This window comes from Micromonospora sp. II, from assembly GCF_001709195.1.
GTDB classification, from domain to species: Bacteria; Actinomycetota; Actinomycetes; order Mycobacteriales; family Micromonosporaceae; genus Micromonospora; species Micromonospora chalcea.
In genome coordinates this window covers 279,265-296,345 of record NZ_LYXF01000057.1, presented here as the reverse complement: position 1 = coordinate 296,345, position 17,081 = coordinate 279,265, and the positions used below count along the sequence as shown (strand labels likewise).

13 protein-coding genes are annotated in these 17,081 nt (G+C 71.2%); 7 read left to right on the top strand and 6 right to left on the bottom strand.

The window, feature by feature from the left end; translation table 11 throughout:
- The first annotated feature begins 45 nt into the window (after positions 1-45).
- On the top strand, positions 46-1,155 hold the full coding sequence (locus A8711_RS24645; RefSeq protein ID WP_069089431.1) for a sigma-E factor regulatory protein RseB domain-containing protein: 1,110 nt from the start codon (positions 46-48) through the stop codon (positions 1,153-1,155).
- Between the two features lie 241 nt (positions 1,156-1,396).
- Positions 1,397-3,616 carry an AAA family ATPase gene (locus A8711_RS24640; RefSeq protein ID WP_233607708.1) on the top strand — a complete coding sequence of 740 codons (2,220 nt, stop codon included), beginning with the start codon at positions 1,397-1,399 and terminating at the stop codon, positions 3,614-3,616.
- Between the two features lie 413 nt (positions 3,617-4,029).
- On the opposite strand, the gene A8711_RS24635 is transcribed toward A8711_RS24640, so the two are convergent.
- Positions 4,030-4,452: a hypothetical protein gene (locus A8711_RS24635; protein WP_043325539.1), complete on the bottom strand. Its 423-nt coding sequence runs from the start codon at positions 4,450-4,452 to the stop codon at positions 4,030-4,032.
- Positions 4,453-4,738: 286 nt separating this feature from the next.
- On the opposite strand from A8711_RS24635, the gene A8711_RS24630 reads away from it, so the two are divergent.
- Entirely contained in the window at positions 4,739-5,113 is a 375-nt protein-coding gene (locus tag A8711_RS24630) for a hypothetical protein (RefSeq protein ID WP_043325541.1), read from the top strand.
- Positions 5,114-5,174: 61 nt separating this feature from the next.
- On the opposite strand, the gene A8711_RS24625 is transcribed toward A8711_RS24630, so the two are convergent.
- The 4 genes from A8711_RS24625 to A8711_RS24610 form a co-directional block, all read right to left on the bottom strand.
- Entirely contained in the window at positions 5,175-6,167 is a 993-nt protein-coding gene (locus tag A8711_RS24625; protein ID WP_064447217.1) for a sporulation protein, read from the bottom strand.
- A 100-nt stretch (positions 6,168-6,267) separates the two neighbouring features.
- Positions 6,268-6,987 carry a hypothetical protein gene (locus A8711_RS24620; RefSeq protein WP_104114909.1) on the bottom strand — a complete coding sequence of 240 codons (720 nt, stop codon included), beginning with the start codon at positions 6,985-6,987 and terminating at the stop codon, positions 6,268-6,270.
- A gap of 57 nt (positions 6,988-7,044) precedes the next feature.
- Positions 7,045-7,821: a DeoR/GlpR family DNA-binding transcription regulator gene (locus tag A8711_RS24615; RefSeq protein WP_030501763.1), complete on the bottom strand. Its 777-nt coding sequence runs from the start codon at positions 7,819-7,821 to the stop codon at positions 7,045-7,047.
- A gap of 35 nt (positions 7,822-7,856) precedes the next feature.
- Entirely contained in the window at positions 7,857-9,866 is a 2,010-nt protein-coding gene (locus A8711_RS24610) for a beta-galactosidase (protein ID WP_069089428.1), read from the bottom strand.
- Positions 9,867-10,145: 279 nt separating this feature from the next.
- On the opposite strand from A8711_RS24610, the gene A8711_RS24605 reads away from it, so the two are divergent.
- Genes A8711_RS24605 through A8711_RS24590 form a run of 4 tightly spaced genes read left to right on the top strand, consistent with a single transcriptional unit; the run spans position 10,146 to position 15,541 of the window.
- Positions 10,146-11,477, top strand: a complete 1,332-nt coding sequence (locus tag A8711_RS24605) for an ABC transporter substrate-binding protein (protein WP_043325545.1) — start codon at positions 10,146-10,148, stop codon at positions 11,475-11,477.
- Between the two features lie 22 nt (positions 11,478-11,499).
- Positions 11,500-12,456 carry a carbohydrate ABC transporter permease gene (locus A8711_RS24600; protein ID WP_064447215.1) on the top strand — a complete coding sequence of 319 codons (957 nt, stop codon included), beginning with the start codon at positions 11,500-11,502 and terminating at the stop codon, positions 12,454-12,456.
- Positions 12,453-13,334: a carbohydrate ABC transporter permease gene (locus A8711_RS24595; RefSeq protein WP_013284905.1), complete on the top strand. Its 882-nt coding sequence runs from the start codon at positions 12,453-12,455 to the stop codon at positions 13,332-13,334. The genes A8711_RS24600 and A8711_RS24595 overlap by 4 nt, the downstream gene beginning before the upstream one ends.
- A complete protein-coding gene (locus A8711_RS24590; protein WP_069089427.1) occupies positions 13,331-15,541 on the top strand; it encodes an alpha-galactosidase in 2,211 nt (736 codons plus the stop codon). Before A8711_RS24595 ends, A8711_RS24590 begins: the two co-directional genes overlap by 4 nt.
- Before the next feature lie 87 nt (positions 15,542-15,628).
- Here A8711_RS24590 and A8711_RS24585 read toward each other — a convergent pair whose 3' ends face one another.
- Positions 15,629-17,017 carry a cellulase family glycosylhydrolase gene (locus A8711_RS24585; protein WP_069089426.1) on the bottom strand — a complete coding sequence of 463 codons (1,389 nt, stop codon included), beginning with the start codon at positions 17,015-17,017 and terminating at the stop codon, positions 15,629-15,631.
- Positions 17,018-17,081 lie beyond the last annotated feature (64 nt).

Sequence of the window (17,081 nt, the reverse complement as noted above, 5' to 3'; positions counted from 1 at the left end):
GTCACAGCGACGCTCGCGCAGCATGGTGCGCAGGAGGTGCACACTATGTCCGTGATGAAGAACCGCGCCGTGCTGCGCTGGCTGGTCCCGGTGACCGCGGGGGTCGCCGTGATCGGCGGTGGCGCCGCCGTCGGCACGTTCGCCGCCGGCGCCGACCCCGCGCTGCCGCCGCGCAGCGCCGCCCAGCTCCTGGAAGACCTGCGCACGTCCCGCCTGGACGGGCTCTCCGGCACCGTGGTGCAGCGCGCCGACCTCGGCCTGCCGCCGATCGCCGCGCTCGCCGGCCGGGCCGCCGGCAACGACCTGGCCGGCCTGGTCTCCGGTACGCACACGCTGCGCGTCTGGTACGGCGGCGAGGACCGGCAGCGGCTCGCGCTGGTCGACACGCTCGGCGAGCAGGACATCCTGCGCAACGGCCGCGACGTGTGGACCTGGAACAGCCGGGAGAACACCGCCACGCACCGGCTGCTGCCGGCCGACGCGCCGGACCGAGCCACCGTGCCGGCCACCCCGGCCGACGCCGCGGACCGGGCGCTGGAGGCGATCGACCCGACCACCGCGGTCACCGTCGGCCGCACCGCCACAGTGGCCGGGCGGGACGCGTACGAGCTGGTGCTCACGCCGCGCGACAAGGCGTCCCTGGTCCACCAGGTCCGGATCGCGCTGGACGCGAAGGAGCACGTGCCGCTGCGCCTGCAGGTGCTCGCCGACGGGCAGGACGAGCCCGCGTTCCAGGTGGCGTTCACCCAGGTCGACTTCCGCACGCCCGAGGCCGACCAGTTCCGGTTCAACCCGCCGCCCGGCGTGAAGGTCACCGAGGCGACCGAGGGCGAGCGGCCCGGACCGGCGGGCAAGCGGTTCGATCGCAAGGACGCCGAGAAGCCGGACGTGCGTACCGTCGGCACCGGCTGGACCACCGTGGTGGTCGCCAAGATCGGCGACGCGGCGACCGGCGACGGCGCGAAGCCCGGCGCGGACGCGCCGGACGCCCAGATGCTCACGCAGGTGCTCGGTGACCTGCCCAAGGTCAGCGGCGACTGGGGCAGCGGCCGGCTGCTCAGCGGCAAGCTGTTCAGCGTGCTGCTGACCGACGACGGCCGGGTGATCGCCGGTCTGGTCACGCCGGAGCGGCTCTACCAGGCGGCCAAGGGCTGAGAATCGCCGTGCCCGGGGCCCGGTCGGCTGACGTCGACCGGGCCCCGAGTCGTGTCCGGGCTTGGTCGGGTGGCGGCCGACGCGCTATCTTTCTCAGTTCAGGCACAAAAAAGGAATGGCTTCTGAATGCCATTCCTGCGGCAATTTTAGTCAATGAGGAGCCGGATTGTCAACGCACTCCGACGTGTCGGCTGACCTGCGCCAGGACGACGAGATCGGCCGCGAGCAGGAATACGTCTCGATGCTGTACGACCGGCTGGACGGCATGCGGGAACAGGCCGCCCGGCGGCTCGACGAGGAGTTGCGTCACACCGGCGGCACACAGCAGGCCCGCTCCCAGCGCGACTCGACCGTGGCGATGTACGCCGACCAGGTCGAGCAGTTCTCCGCCGTGGAGAGCGGCCTGTGCTTCGGCCGCCTCGACGGCGACGACGGCGCGGTCCGCTACATCGGCCGGATCGGGATCTTCGACTCCTCCGGCGACTACGACCCGCTGCTGATGGACTGGCGCGCCCCCGCCGCCCGCCCGTTCTACCTGGCCACCGCCGCCAACCCGCAGGGCGTACGCCGCCGCCGGCACCTGCGTACCCGCGACCGCAAGGTGACCGGGCTCAACGACGAGGTGCTGGACATCACCGCCGCCTCCCCCACCGCCCACGAGGAACTGACCGGCGAGGCGTCGCTGCTCGCCGCGCTCAACGCCGGGCGCACCGGCCGTATGCGCGACATCGTCGAGACCATCCAGGCCGAACAGGACCGGATCATCCGCGCCGACCTGCCCGGCGTGATGGTGGTGCAGGGCGGGCCCGGCACCGGCAAGACCGCGGTGGCGCTGCACCGCGCCGCGTACCTGCTCTACACCCACCGCCAGCAGCTCTCCACCCGAGGCGTGCTGCTGGTCGGCCCGAACGCCACGTTCCTGCGCTACATCTCCCAGGTGCTGCCCACGCTGGCCGAGACCGGCGTGCTGCTGCGTACCCAGGCAGACCTGTTCCCCGGCGTGCACGCGCGCCGCGCGGAACCCGCCACCACCGCGGCGCTGAAAGGCCGCGCGGTGCTGGCCGACGTGCTCGCCGCGGCGGTCCGCGACCGGCAGTGGGTGCCCGACGAGCCGGTCACCATCGAACTGCCGCAGCGGGAGGTGCTGACGCTCGACCCGGACACCGTGCGGCAGGCCCGCGACCGGGTACGCCGCACCGGCCGCCCGCACAACCTGGCCCGCGCCCTGTTCGACGTGGAGATCGTGCACGCGCTCGCCGACCAGGTGGCCGAGCGGATCGGCGCCGACCCGCTCGGCGGGGAGAACCTGCTCTCCGAGGCCGACCGCGCGGAGATCCGCCGCGAACTGCGCGAGGAGCCGGAGATCCGGGCCGCGCTGGACGAGCTGTGGCCGGTGCTCACCCCGCAACGCCTGCTCGCCGACCTGTACGCCTCGCCGGAACGGATCGCCACCGCCGCGCCCATGCTCACCGACGCCGAACGGGCCGCGCTGCACCGCGAGCCGGGCGGCTGGACGCCCGCCGACGTACCGCTGCTGGACGAGGCCGCCGAACTGCTCGGCGAGGACGAACGCGCCGCCGTCGCCCGGCGGGAGCGGATCCGGGCGCTGGAACGCGAGTACGCCGAGGGCGTGCTGGAGATCTGGCGCGGCTCCCGCTCCATCGACGTCGAGGACGAGGCAGACGGCGGCGAGATCCTCGGCGTCACCGACCTGATCGACGCCGACCGGCTCTCCGAACGGCAGGAGGAGTCCGACCGGCTCACCACCGCCCAGCGCGCCGCCGCCGACCGGACGTGGGCGTTCGGGCACGTCATCGTGGACGAGGCGCAGGAGCTGTCACCGATGGCGTGGCGGCTGCTGATGCGCCGCTGCCCCAGCCGGTCCATGACGATCGTCGGCGACGTGGCGCAGACCGGCGCGCTCGCCGGCACGCCGTCGTGGGGCGAGGCGCTGGCGCCGTACGTGGCGGACCGGTGGCGGCTGGAGGAGCTCACGGTCAGCTACCGCACCCCGGCCGAGATCATGGCGGTCGCCGCCGACGTGCTCGCCGAGATCGACCCGGCGCTGCGGCCACCCCGCTCGGTACGCGCCACCGGCGTACCGCCGTGGGACCGGACCGTGCCGGCGGACCGCCTCGTGACCGAACTGGTCGAGGCGACCGCCCGGGAGGCCGCGTCGCTCGGCGACGGGCGGCTCGGCGTGCTGGTGCCCACCGGGCGGGTGGACGAGCTGGGCGGCGCGGTGGTGGCGGCGCTGCCGGAGGCGACAGTGGGTGAGCAGCCCGAGCTGGCGAACCGGGTGGTGGTGCTGACCACCGAGCAGGCCAAGGGCCTGGAGTTCGACTCGGTGCTGGTGGTCGACCCGGCCCGCATCGTGTCCGAGTCCCCGAGGGGCCACAGCGACCTCTACGTGGCCCTGACAAGAGCCACCCAGCGCCTGGGCATCCTCCGCACCCCCTGACCGCCTCCGCCTCCGCCCCGTTGATCATGAAGTTGACGGCCTTGTCGATCTCTAAGTCGGCCGCCAACTTCATGATCGACCGGGCCGAGCACGTGCTTCCTCACGTCCCGCCGCGCCCCTCTCACCCTCGCTCCGCTCCGCTCCACTCCGCGATCATGGAGTTGCGGCCCCGGAAAACTCCACCAAACGGACAATCTTGGGGGCGGAAGTGCAAGATCGACGAGTGCCGGCTTTGAGGGGCGGGGCGTGTCCGGGCGGCCTGTTCGCGCCAGTTCGCCGGAGTGGCGGGGCGGGCATCAGATCGGGGAAGTTGCCACATCATGGCCGTGCTGACTGCGCCACTTCGGCGAAGTGGCGGGTGCGCGAGGGCGGGGGTGGCCGGAGGCCGCCCCCGCCCTCGCGTGCTGCCTCGGTCAGCCCGGATTAGGGCGATTGTTGGTGAAGTTGCCCACCTGCGCGCCGGTGGCCGAATTGTCGCTCGTGGAGCCACCGGCCGGGGTGCTCAGGCCACCCGTACCCGCGTCCCCGGTCGTCGTCGGGGCCACCTTGCCCGGGTGCTTCTCGGGCTGCCGGGCCAACCGGCGCACACTGGCCGGGCCGGCCGTGCCACCGGTCGTGGTCACCGCGCCCTGACCCCGGGTCGGTCCGCCGTCGCGCAGCACCGTCGGGTCGACGGGTACGTCCGCCGGGTCGTCCGGGTCGAGTTCCTGCCGCATCCGTTCCACGTCGGTCTGCGGCACGGTGATCTCGTCCAGCGCGCCGTCGCCGTACACGCCGCCGGCGACCCGCTGCTCGGCCCGCCGGGCGGCGTCCTGCCGCATGTCGTCCTCACGCACGTCAACCACCTCGCAGCTCTCTCGGGGTACCGGTGTTGCGTGCCCGAGGGTGGGTGGCTGAAACCGGAACCGGCGGCGGGAGGACCGGTGTGCGCCCTCGTGTCCGGTTCCGGCTGCGAGGCCGAGCGTGGTGGCCATTCGACGGCGACCGGCGGTTACCTTGTCTCCGGCCTCGGGTAGACCCAGGGTGCCCCCGCCACAGAGCGCGAACCGCGCCGTGGCCGACCTGCGGTAGCGGGGCGAGGGTGTGCAGGTTAACGACTCATCAAATCCTGAGGAGGACCAGATGAGCACGCAGGCTGCATCCACCAGGCCGATGAACCGGCCGATGTCCGACGTCCAGAACCGGTCGAGCATGCAGGACACGTCGACCCGGCACATGCCGTCGATGCACGACGGTCACCGGGAGAACATGCCGTCCCCGGGTACGGAGACGAAGCAGGCGTTCCTGACCACCGAGTTCTGGGTGTACGCCGCAGCGGTCGCGCTCGTGGTGATCGCCGCGTTCTGGAAGGGCACCACCGCCAACGGCCTGAACATCAACAACCCGAACCAGGCCTGGTGGTACCTGACCGCGCTGACCGGCGCGTACCTGGTCAGCCGTGGCCTGTCGAAGGCGGGCAGCGCGCGCCGCTCCGGCAAGGAGCGCCGCGGACGTTGATCCGACGCCGCGCGAACGGCGACGCCCCCGGGATCCGTCCCGGGGGCGTCGTCGCCTCTGCTCACTCCTCGCCGAAGTCACCGAAGTCGTCGCCGCCGCCGTCGAAGGCGTCGTCGAGCATCTCGCCGGCGATCATGCCGCCGGCGACGCCCAGCGCGGCGCCCGCGATGACGCCGCCCATGCCCGGGCCGCGCCGCCCGTGGCCGGCGTAGCCGTGGTGACCCGGGTAGCCGTGGCCGCCGTGGTGCGGCATGCCGAAGCCCTGGGCGCGCATGCTGCCGTAGCGGCCGGTGGTCTCCCGCAGCCAGCCGTCGACGACCTGCACCCAGTCGGTACGGGCGGCGTCGGTGTGCGGGACCGAGTAGCGGCCGATCACGTCGTGCCCGGGGCTGAGGAAGCCGCCCCGCTTGTCGCACTCCAGGATCACCTCGACGCCCTGCGGGCTGGTCACGAACGTCAGCTCGACCTCGTTGACCGTCTGCGCGTACTGCGGCGCGGCGAAGAACTCGATCTCCTGGTAGAACGGCAGCGTCTGCGGCACGCCGTAGATGTGGCCCCGCTCCAGGTCGGCGTGCTTGAACCGGAAACCGAGCGCCTGGAACGCCTCCAGGATGCGCTCGTGGACCGGCAGCGGGTGCACCGACACCTGGTCCAGGTCGGACTTGTCGACGGCGCGGGCCACCGCCAGCTCGGTACGCAGGCCCATGGTCATGCCGTGCAGCCGCTGGCCGTAGACGTCGGTGATCGGGGTCTCCCACGGCACCGGCATCTGGAACGGGATCGACAGCTGCTGCTTCGGCGCCAGATCGAACGCGCCGCTGACGGGCAGCCGGTGGAACTCCATGACGCCCGCGTACTCGTGGTTGCCGCTCTCGATCTCGACGCGGGTGACCAGGCCGAGGTTGATCTGCTCGATCCGCGCCGGGCTGTCGCCGCCGACCAGGTTGACGTGACCGTCCAGGGTCAGCCCGGGCCGGGTGTTCGGGTTGGTGAGCACCGTGTCGACGCTCGGACCGCCCACGCCGAACGCGCTCAACATCTTCTTGAAGACCATCGGTCACTCCCGCTGAACTGCATTCCGACATGGACCGTCGGACGCTTCGTCAGGGCACCCTAAATGCCGCGACTGAGAAGTGGCTGTGAGGCGCACCGGATCACAGGCCCTCCTCCTGGTGCTCGGTCTCCAGCGTCGGCGGGCTGTCGGCGTCGGGGGTGATACGGATCCGGCTGGTCTTGATCCGGTCGTCGAGTTTCGCGTAGCAGAACTGCGGCAGGGGTTTGCCGACCGGCACCAGCGCGACCTCCGGGAACTCGTCGCACCGCAGGTCGCTCCAGCGGTTGTCGCTCGTGTACTGGCGGTGGAACAGGGCGAGCAGCCCGTCCCGGGTGACCACCGTCCGCTCGGCGGTCGCCGTCCACTTGAAGAGCTGGGAGCCCGACGGTGTGGCGACGACCGTGTAGACCACGTCGAGTCCGGCGTACGTGACTGTGCAGTCGAACGTCGCCGCGTGTTCGCCGGTGAATCCCTTGTTGTCGCAGGAGCTCGTCATCGGCTTCAGCACACCGGCGGAGTCGAGCACGTTCTGCTCCAGCGTGTGCCGGATGCCCGGATCGGGTCGGCCGTAGAGGAGGTTGGGCTTGGGCCAGGTCGGTTTCGGCGACTCGGGCACCGCCGGTGACGTCACCGGGCGGCCGAGGCCCTCCCAGTCGTCCTGGTTGACCACGTTGGTGATGAGCTGACCGACGCCGCAGAGACCGCCGCAGACGAGCAGCGCGGCGAGCACGCCGAGCAGGATCTTCCGCCTGCCGGGTCTCGCCTGCTGCGGGCCTGCCGGCTGGGCTGGCGCCTCGGCGTACTGACGATCACCGTCCATGTTGTCTCCCCCGTCGGTCATGGCGAGGGCAGAGGGTAGCCGACGGCGGGCCGGCTGTCAGTCCGCCCGGACCACCACCAGTTCGCCGACCTGCTCGCCGAGTTGGCGTCGGGCCTCCGGCAACAGGCCGCTGTCGGTGATCAGCATGTCGGCCTCCTCCAGCGGCGCGATGGTGGCGATGCCGATCGTCTCCCACTTGGTGTGGTCGGCCAGCACCACCAGCCGCCGGGCGGAACCGATCAGCCGCCGGTTCACCGCCGCCTCCAGCAGGTTCGGCGTGGTGAACCCGGTACGCGGGCTCATCCCGTGCACGCCGAGGAAGAGCAGGTCGACGTTGAGCGCGGCTATCGCCGCCTCGGCGACCGGGCCGGTCAGCGCGTCCGACGGGGTACGGATGCCGCCGGTCAGCACGACTGTCTGATCGGCGCGGGGGTTCTGGTAGAGCGCGTCGGCCACCGGTATCGAGTTGGTGACCACAGTGATCCCGCGTACCTCGGCCAGCCGCGCGGCCAGCGCGGCGGTGGTGGTGCCGGCGGACAGCGCCACCGCCATCCCCGGTTCGACCAGGCCGGCGGCCCGCTCCACGATGGCGCGTTTCTCGGCCTGCTGGCGGACCGACTTGGCGGCGAAGCCGGGCTCCTCGGTGGAGCCGGGACCGGCGAGCGTCGCGCCGCCGTGCACCTTGTCGATCAGGCCGCGTTCGGCCAGCACCTCCAGGTCGCGGCGGATCGTCATGTCGGACACCCCGAAGCGGCTGACCAGGTGACTGACCCGGACGCCGCCACTCTGGCGGATCAACTCCAGGATGGCGCTCTGCCGTTGCTGGGCGAGCATGTGGACCTCCATCGGCGCGAACGGCAGGGTTGCGGTCAGGCGCTCACGGGCGCCGGCGCGGGCTCCTCGCGGACCACCGCCACCTCCCCCGCCGGCACCTCCAGCTCGCCGTCGCAGCGGGCGCCGCCGAGCAGCTCGACGCCGGTGACCGGCAACCGTACCGGCTCGGTGGTGTGGTTGATCAGGAACAGCCAGCTCCGGTCCGCCGCGCGGCGGCGGACCACCTCCACCCCGGTCGGCGCGCTCACCGGCGGCCGGACGCCGGCCTCGGCCAGCACCCGGGCCACCAGCCGGTCGGTGGCCTCGTCGTCGAGCCGGGTGCCGACGTACCAGGCCGCGCCCGCGCCGACGGCGTTGCGGGTCAGCGCCGGCACGCCGGGCAGGGGCCCGTCGGCGTACGCGGCCAGCACCTCCGCGCCCTCGGCGTGCAGCCACTCGGTCCACACGTCGGCGCGGGCGCCGTCGTCGAGGCGTACCGTCTCGCCGGCCCGCAGCGGGAAGAACTCCTCGACGTGTACGCCGAGCAGGTCGCGGTACGCGCCGGGGTAGCCGCCGAGCCGGATGTGGTCGTGCTCGTCGACGATGCCGCTGAAGTAGGTGACCACAGCGGTGCCGCCGGCCTCCACGAACCGGCGCAGCGCGTCGGCGTCGGCGTCGCGGACGAGGTAGAGCGTGGGAACCACGACGAGCCGGTAGCGGGACAGGTCGGCCGAGGGGTGCACCACGTCGGCGGTGATCCCGGCCCGCCAGAGCGCGGCGTGCAGCGCGGACAACCGGTCGGTGTAGGTGACGTCGACGCTCGGGTGGGAGTCGAGTTCGGCGCCCCACCACGCCTCGTAGTCGAAGAGGATGGCCACGTCGGCGTCGACGCGGCTGCCGCGTACCTCGGCGAGCGCGCGCAGGTCGGCGCCGAGCCGGCAGACCTCGCGGAACACCTTGGTGTCCGGGCCGGCGTGCGGTACCAGCGCGGAGTGGAACTTCTCCGCGCCGGCCCGGGAGGCCCGCCACTGGAAGAACAGCACGCCGTCGGCGCCGCGCGCGACGTGGGCGAGGCTGTTGCGGCGCATCTGACCGGGTGTCTTGGCCACGTTGCGGGGCTGCCAGTTGACGGCGCTGGTGGAGTGCTCCATCAGCAGCCACGGCGCGCCGCCCGCCACGCCCCGGGTGTGGTCGGCCGCGAGCGCCAGGTTGACCTGTGGCTGCGGGTCGGCGGCGGTGAGGTAGTGGTCGTTGGCGACCACGTCCACGTCGGCGGCCCAGGAGTGGTAGTCCAGGTACTTGATGCCGGTGCCGATCATGAAGTTCGTGGTGACCGGCTGCGGGACGAGCCGGTTCAGCAGTTCCCGCTCGGCGCGCAGCTGGGCGCGCTGCTCGTCGGAGGAGAACCGCAGGAAGTCCAGCTGCTGGGTCGGGTTGGCGAACGTCGGCGCGGTACGCGGCGGGTTGATCTCGGCCCAGTCGTGGTAGCGCTGGCTCCAGAACGCGGTGCCCCAGGCGGCGTTGAGCGAGTCCAGGTCGCCGTAGCGCTCGCGCAGCCAGCCGCGGAACGCCTCGGCGCTGACGTCGCAGTAGCAGTGCACGTTGTGGCAGCCGAGTTCGTTGGAGACGTGCCAGAGCACGACGGCGGGGTGGCGCGCGTACCGCCGGGCGACCGCCTCGACCAGGGCGAGCGAGTGGTCCCGGAACACCGGCGAGCTGGGGCAGTACGCCTGCCGGCCGCCGGGCCAGAGCACCGTGCCGTCGGCGCGGCGGGGCAGCGTCTCCGGGTGCCGGTGCGCCAGCCACGGTGGCGGGCTGGCGGTGGCGGTGGCCAGGTCGACGCTGATGCCGCCGTCGTGCAGCAGGTCGATCGCCCGGTCCAGCCAGTCGAAGACGTACCGACCGGGGGTGGGCTCCAGCAGGGCCCAGGAGAAGATGCCGACCGAGACCAGATTGACCCCGGCCCGTCGCATGAGTTCGACGTCCTCGGTCCACGTCTGCTCGGGCCACTGCTCCGGGTTGTAGTCAGCGCCGTACCAGATGCCCTCGCCGTGCCAGTTCCGCATGACAGCAGAGGTTGCCCCCCGAACAGCACCCAAGTCAACACTTTCCAACATCGACTGAAGTTCCAACGTTTACCGGCTCTTTGCCCTGCCTTACCACCAACGGCGTCGCCTTTTTGCCCTCTTGACAGCGCCGCGCCAAGGGGTAGCTTCAAGCGCCACCGGCTGTTTGTGTTCGGACGTGTGGATTCTCGGTGGATCTACCGCGACCGACACGACACCGCTCACCGCCAACGATCACGGTCCATGAGCGCAGCGCACCTCTTCCACGCAGGAGGCACCATGTCCCGTCCCCGCTCGCAAGCCGAATACCTCGCCCGGCTCGTACCCCCGTCCGTCGCCGGCCTGAACCGGCGCTCGCTGCTCGCCGGCGCGGCCGGCGCGGGAGCGCTGCTCGGCACCGGCCTGCTCGCCGGCTGCGGCGACTCCGACTCCGGATCCGGCGGTGACGCCAAGAGCGTCTCGGTCGGCTCGAACCAGTCGGACCCGAAGCCCAAGGACGTCGTCGCGAAGGTGATGGACGGCTTCAAGACGTCCTCCGGGGTGACGGTCAACATCAACACGGTCGACCACAACACGTTCCAGGAGAACATCAACAACTACCTGCAGGGCAAGCCGGACGACGTGTTCACCTGGTTCGCCGGCTACCGGATGCGGTTCTTCGCCGCAAAGGGCCTGGCCGGTGACCTCAGCGACGTGTGGGGCAAGCTCGACGGCTACTCCGACGCGTTCAAGAAGGCGTCCACCGGCGACGACGGCAAGCAGTACTTCGTGCCCGCGTCGTACTACCCGTGGGCCGTCTTCTACCGCAAGTCGGTGTGGCAGCAGCGCGGCTACGAGGTGCCGAAGACGCTGGACGACCTGAACACGCTCGGCGCGCAGATGAAGAAGGACGGGCTGAACCCGATCGCGTTCGCCGACAAGGACGGCTGGCCGGCGATGGGCACGTTCGACATCCTCAACCTGCGGATCAACGGCTACCAGTTCCACATCGACCTGATGGCCGGCAAGGAGGCGTGGACCTCCGACAAGGTGAAGAAGGTCTTCGACACCTGGGCCGGGCTGCTCCCCCTGCACCAGCCGGACTCGCTCGGCCGCACCTGGCAGGAGGCCGCCCAGTCGCTGCAGCAGAAGAAGAGCGGCATGTACCTGCTCGGCCTGTTCGTCGGCCAGCAGTTCAGCGGCGCCGACCTGGAGGACCTGGACTTCTTCACGTTCCCCGAGATCGACTCCACCATCGGCGCGAAGGCCCTGGACGCCCCGATCGACGGCTACATGATGGCCCGCAAGCCGAAGTCCAAGGACGCCGCGCAGAAGCTGCTGACGTACCTGGGCTCGAAGGAAGCCGCGGACATCACGGTGAAGAACGACCCGAGCACGCTCGTCGCCAACAGCGGCGCGGACACCGGTGCCTACACCGCGCTGCAGAAGAAGGCCGCCGAGCTGGTCGGCTCCGCCACCGAGATCGCCCAGTTCCTCGACCGCGACACCCGGCCGGACTTCGCCTCCACCGTGATGATCCCGGCGTTGCAGCAGTTCATCAAGGACCCGAAGGACATCGGCGGGCTGCTCACCAGCATCGAGAACCAGAAGAAGTCGATCTTCACCAGCTGACGGCGGAAGGGGGAAGGACATCATGTCCGACCTGCCCCTGATCCAAGCGGATCGCGCCGTGCCGCCGCCGGCCGCGACCACCAGCAACGGTGGTCGCGGTCGCCGGCTACGGCTCCTGTCCCGCACCGACCGCGTGGTCATCACGCTCATGGTGCTGGTACCCCTGCTGCTCGTCGCCGGCCTGGTCTGGCTGCCCGCGGTGGCGACGGTGCTGCTCTCCGGCACGAACTGGGACGGCATCGGCCCGGTCTCCGAGATCGAGTGGGTCGGCCTCAAGAACTACGACGACGTGGTGAACATCTACCCGCCGTTCGTCCCCGCGGTGCAGAACAACCTGCTCTGGCTGGCCGCGCTGTTCGTGGTGGCCACCCCGTTCGGCATGTTCCTCGCCGTGCTGCTGGACAAGGAGATTCGCGGCAGCCGCTTCTACCAGACCGCGCTCTACCTGCCGGTGGTGCTGTCGCTGGCGCTCATCGGCTTCGTCTGGCAGCTCATCTACAGCCGCGACCAGGGGCTGCTCAACGGCGTGTTCGGCGGCGAGACCGACTGGTACGGCGACCCGAACGTCAACATCTGGGCCGTGCTGGTCGCGGCCGGCTGGCGGCACGTCGGCTACATCATGCTGCTCTACCTGGCCGGCCTCAAGGGCGTCGACCCGTCCCTGCGGGAGGCCGCCGCGGTCGACGGCTCCTCGGAGACCAGCACGTTCTTCCGGGTCGTCTTCCCGGTGATGCGCCCCATCAACATCATCGTGCTGGTGGTGACGGTGATCGAGTCGCTGCGCGCGTTCGACCTGGTCTGGGTCATCAACAAGGGCCGCAACGGGCTGGAGCTGATCTCCGCGCTGGTCACCCAGAACGTGGTCGGCGAGGCCAGCCGGATCGGCTTCGGCTCCGCGCTGGCGACGATCATGCTGGCCGTCTCGCTCGTCTTCATCACCATCTACCTCTGGACCGTGATGCGGGAGGACAAGCGATGACCGCCGTCTCCGCCGGCCGCCGCCGACCCGTGCGGCCCGCCCGGGTCGTCCTGCACCTCTTCCTGGGTACGGTCGCAGTGGGCTGGCTGTTCCCGATCCTGTGGGCGGTGCTCACCTCGTTCCGCTCCTACGAGTACACCGCCGCCAACGGCTACGTGTCGCTCGGCGGCTGGACCGTCGACAACTACGTCACCGCCTGGCGCACCGCCGAGTTCGGCAAGCACTTCCTCAACTCGGCGTACATCACCGTCCCGGCGGTGCTGCTCACGCTCTTCCTCGCCTCGTGCGTGGCGTTCGTGATCGCCCGGTTCAGCTGGAAACTCAACATCGCGCTGCTCGGCCTGTTCACCGCGGCGAACCTGCTGCCGCAGCAGGCGCTGCTCATCCCGCTGTTCCGGATGTTCACCGAGATCCCGCTGCCGGCCTGGATGAGCGACTCGGAGCTGCTGTACGACAGCTACTGGGGGCTGATCCTGGTCAACGTCGCGTTCCAGTGCGGCTTCTGCGTGTTCGTGCTCAGCAACTACATGAAGGCGCTGCCGCACGAGCTGTACGAAGCCGCGATGGTCGACGGGGCGAACGTGTGGCGGCAGTACTGGCAGGTGACGATGCCGCTGTGCCGGCCGGCGCTCGCCGCGCTCGCCACGCTCGAGGTCACCTGGATCTACAACGAGTTCTTCTGGGCCACTGTGCTCATGCGTACCGGCGACAAGTTCCCGGTCACCAGCTCGCTGAACAACCTGCGCGGCGAGTTCTTCACCGACAACAACCTGGTCTCGGCCGGTTCGGTTCTGGTCGCGATCCCCACCCTGGTGATCTTCTTCCTGCTGCAGAAGCAGTTCGTCCGGGGTCTGACGCTGGGAGCCTCCAAGGGATGACGATCGTCCATCTGCGCCGCGCGCGGACCAGCCTGGTGCTCGACGCACGCGGCCCGGGGCTGCCCCGGGTCGTGCACTGGGGCGCCGACCTCGGCCCGCTGCCCGACGAGGACCTGCCCGCGCTCGCCGACGCCACGGTGCCGCCGGTGGTGCCGAGCAGCTTCGACGCGCCCACTGTGCTGTCGCTGCTGCCCGAGGCGAGCGCCGGGTGGAGCGGGCGGCCCGGTCTCGCCGGTCACCGCGACGGCCGGGACTGGTCCACCGCGTTCCGCCTCACCGGCCTCGACGTGCACGACGAGCCCGCAGCGCAGTCGCCCGACCTGTTAGGAGGGGCCCCTTTACATGCACCAGGCGTTAACAAGGGGCCCTTCCTTTCCTCCGGGCGGGTGGTGGTGCGGGCGGCGGACGCGGATGCGGGGCTGAGCCTGACCGTCGAGATCACGTTGGACCCGGCGGGTGTGCTGACGCTGCGGCACCGGCTGCGCAATGACGGCGACTGCCGGTACGAGCTGCGGGAACTGACGCCCGTGCTGCCGGTGCCGGCGGTCGCCACCGAACTACTCGACCTGACCGGACGGTGGTGCCGGGAACGCGCGCCGCAGCGGCACCCGTGGCCGATGGGCGCGTGGGTGCGCGAGGGGCGGCACGGCCGCACCGGCCACGACGCCACGCTGCTGCTGGTCGCGGGCACCGCCGGGTTCGGCTTCCGGCACGGCGAGGTGTGGGCGGTGCACACCGCGTGGAGCGGCGACCACGTCACCGCCGCCGAGCGCCGCCCGACAGGCGAGTCCACGCTCGGCGGCGGTGAGCTGCTGGCGCCCGGCGAAGTAGTGCTCGGGCCGGGCGAGGAGTACGCCACTCCCCTGCTCTACGCGGCCCACTCCACCGACGGGCTGGACGGGCTCAGCGAGGCGCTGCACACGCACCTGCGGGCCCGCCCGTCGCACCCGCGCACACCGCGGCCGGTGACGCTGAACGTGTGGGAGGCGGTCTACTTCGACCACGACCTGGACCGGCTGCGGGCGCTCGCCGACGCCGCCGCCGAGGTCGGCGTGGAACGCTTCGTGCTCGACGACGGCTGGTTCCGGGGCCGGCGGCACGACCAGGCCGGGCTCGGCGACTGGTGGGTCGACGGCGAGGTCTGGCCGGACGGGTTGCAGCCGCTGATCGACCACGTACGCGGGCACGGCATGCAGTTCGGGCTCTGGGTGGAGCCGGAGATGGTCAACCCCGACTCCGACCTGTTCCGCGCCCACCCGGACTGGGTGCTCCAGACGCCGGGCCGGCTGCCACCGCCGTGGCGGCACCAGCAGGTGCTCGACCTGGCCAACCCGGACGCGTACGCGTACCTGCTCGAACGGCTCGACGCGGTGCTGAGCGAGCACGACGGGATCGCGTACCTGAAGTGGGACCACAACCGCGACCTCACCGAGGCCGGGCACGCCGGACGGCCCGGCGTGCACGCGCAGACCCTGGAGGTTTACCGGCTGCTGGACGAGCTGCGCGCCCGGCACCCGGGCGTCGAGATCGAGAGCTGCTCGTCCGGCGGTGCCCGGGTCGACCTGGAGATCCTGCGCCGCACCGACCGGGTGTGGGCCAGCGACTGCAACGACGCGCTGGAACGGCTGTCCATCCAGCGCTGGACCGGCCTGCTGCTGCCGCCGGAGCTGATCGGCACGCACATCGGGCCGCAGCGCTCGCACACCACGCACCGCGTGCACGACCTGGGTTTCCGGGCGGTCACCGCGCTGTTCGGCCACTACGGCATCGAGTGGGACATCACCGCGATCGACGCGACCGAGCGGGCCGAGCTCGCCGCCTGGGTGGCGCTGCACAAGCGGCTGCGCCCGCTGCTGCACGGCGGCCGGGTGGTCCGGGTCGACCACCCGGACCCGGCCGTGCAGGCCCACGGCGTGGTCGCCCACGACCGCGACCACGCGGTGTACGCGGTCAGCCGGGTCGCCACCTCGGCGGCGCAGGTGCCGGGCGTGGTGCGGCTGCCTGGGCTGGACCCGGCCCGGCGCTACCGGGTCCGTCCGCCCGCCGAGGCGCCGGAGCCGGCGATGCTGGAGCTGTCCCCGCCGGGCTGGCTGGCCTGGCCGGGCGACGGCGTCACGGTGACCGGTTCGGTGCTGACCTCGGTCGGCCTGCAACTGCCGGCTCTGCACCCCGAACAGGCCCTCCTCCTGGAGGTGGTCGCGGCCTGACCCCGCGCCCCACCCCGGTGATCAAGGAGTTTGTGTCACCGCAGGCGTCCGAACGGGACACAAACTCCTTGATCACGCACTAGAGGGTCAGGCGGGGGTGCAGGTCACGGCGGGGGTGGAATTCGTGCCCTGCCAGCTGCCGATGAAGCCGAACGTGGTGCTCGCGCCCGCGCCGAGGCGGCCGTTGTAGTCGACGTTGCGGGCGGTGTACGCCGACCCGCTGTTGCTGACGCTCGCGTTCCACGCCTGGGTGACGGACTGGCCGTTGGCGTACGTCCAGCGCACCGTCCAGCCGGTGATCGCGGCCGCTCCGGCGGTCACCTTGACCTCGCCCTGGAAGCCGCCCTGCCACGAGTTCGCGACGGTGTAGGTGGCGGTGCAGCCACCGGACGGCGGGGGCGTGGTGGGCGGCGGCGGGGTCGGGCTGACGGTCGGGCTGGTCGTCGGGCTCGCGGTGGGGCTGACCGTCGGGCTGGCGGTCGGGGTGGTGCTCGCGTACACCGACGCCTCACGGGAGGTGGCGGCGATGCCGTTGGCGCCGTTGAAGATGCGCTGCCCCCAGCTGGTGAGCTGGGCCGGGTTGAACGACGTGGTCATGTCCAGGTACTCCACGCCGCCGCCGTTGCCGCTCCACGACCAGCCGAGGTAGCCGATGCCGTTGGCCTGGGCGTACGCCATGATGGCGTCCTCGTCCGGGTTGCCGTCGGAGTGGTTGAACCCGAACTCGCCGACCACGATGGGCAGCCCGGCGGTACGGAAGCGGCCCAGGTAGTCGCTGATCTCGGCGGCGGTGTCGAACACGCCGTACATGTGGATGGAGAAGACGGTGTTGCGCTGCGGATCGGCGGCGAACACGGTGCCGGCGTTGTCGCGCATGGTGAACGACCAGTCCTGGCCCCAGTTCGGCGCGTCCACCATGATCGTGTGGGTCAGGCCGGCGGCGCGCAGCCGCTTGATCGCGTTCGACGTGTCGGTAATCCAGGCGCTGTAGCCCTGGTTGCCGAACGGCTCGTTGCCGATGTTGACGATGACGTACCTCTCCTGGCCCTTGAGCACGTCGGCGATGCTCAGCCAGTAGTCGGTGGCCTTGGCCAGCGTGGTGGCGGCGCCGTCCTCGCCGTACCCGGTGGTGTCGTGCACCTCCAGCACGCAGATCATCCGGTTGCCCTTGCACAGGGAGATCACGTTGGCCACGTCGGCGGCGCTGTTCTTCGTCCAGCGGTCGCCGCTGGACAGCACCACCCGGACGGTGTTCGCGCCGAGCGCCTTGATGTTGGCGAACGAGCTGGTCTGCTGCGGGTACCAGGTGTGCGCGTGGTTGACGCCACGCATGACGAACTCGACACCGTTGGCGTCGTAGAGACGCCCGTTGGAGACGGAGAAGCCGGTGGCCGCCTGGGCCGGCTGCCCGAGGGCGAAGACGGCGGCGAGGGCCGTCAGCAGGGCGGCGCCCGCGACGGAGAGCAGTTTCTTCATGGCTGTCCTCAGGGGAAGGATCCCCCGTGCCCGAGCGGGGGTGCGGTGACGGTGAGAGGGTGGT

Bases quoted from the DNA above. Each gene is read 5' to 3' on its own strand.
- A8711_RS24605 (WP_043325545.1), top strand. From the start codon at position 10,146: ATGTCCCGTCCCCGCTCGCAAGCCGAATACCTCGCCCGGCTCGTACCC.
- A8711_RS24590 (WP_069089427.1), top strand. From the start codon at position 13,331: ATGACGATCGTCCATCTGCGCCGCGCGCGGACCAGCCTGGTGCTCGAC.
- A8711_RS24610 (WP_069089428.1), bottom strand. From the start codon at position 9,866: ATGCGGAACTGGCACGGCGAGGGCATCTGGTACGGCGCTGACTACAAC.
- A8711_RS24630 (WP_043325541.1), top strand. From the start codon at position 4,739: ATGAGCACGCAGGCTGCATCCACCAGGCCGATGAACCGGCCGATGTCC.
- A8711_RS24615 (WP_030501763.1), bottom strand. From the start codon at position 7,821: ATGCTCGCCCAGCAACGGCAGAGCGCCATCCTGGAGTTGATCCGCCAG.
- A8711_RS24645 (WP_069089431.1), top strand. From the start codon at position 46: ATGTCCGTGATGAAGAACCGCGCCGTGCTGCGCTGGCTGGTCCCGGTG.
- A8711_RS24595 (WP_013284905.1), top strand. From the start codon at position 12,453: ATGACCGCCGTCTCCGCCGGCCGCCGCCGACCCGTGCGGCCCGCCCGG.
- A8711_RS24600 (WP_064447215.1), top strand. From the start codon at position 11,500: ATGTCCGACCTGCCCCTGATCCAAGCGGATCGCGCCGTGCCGCCGCCG.
- A8711_RS24625 (WP_064447217.1), bottom strand. From the start codon at position 6,167: ATGGTCTTCAAGAAGATGTTGAGCGCGTTCGGCGTGGGCGGTCCGAGC.
- A8711_RS24585 (WP_069089426.1), bottom strand. From the start codon at position 17,017: ATGAAGAAACTGCTCTCCGTCGCGGGCGCCGCCCTGCTGACGGCCCTC.
- A8711_RS24620 (WP_104114909.1), bottom strand. From the start codon at position 6,987: ATGGACGGTGATCGTCAGTACGCCGAGGCGCCAGCCCAGCCGGCAGGC.
- A8711_RS24640 (WP_233607708.1), top strand. From the start codon at position 1,397: ATGCTGTACGACCGGCTGGACGGCATGCGGGAACAGGCCGCCCGGCGG.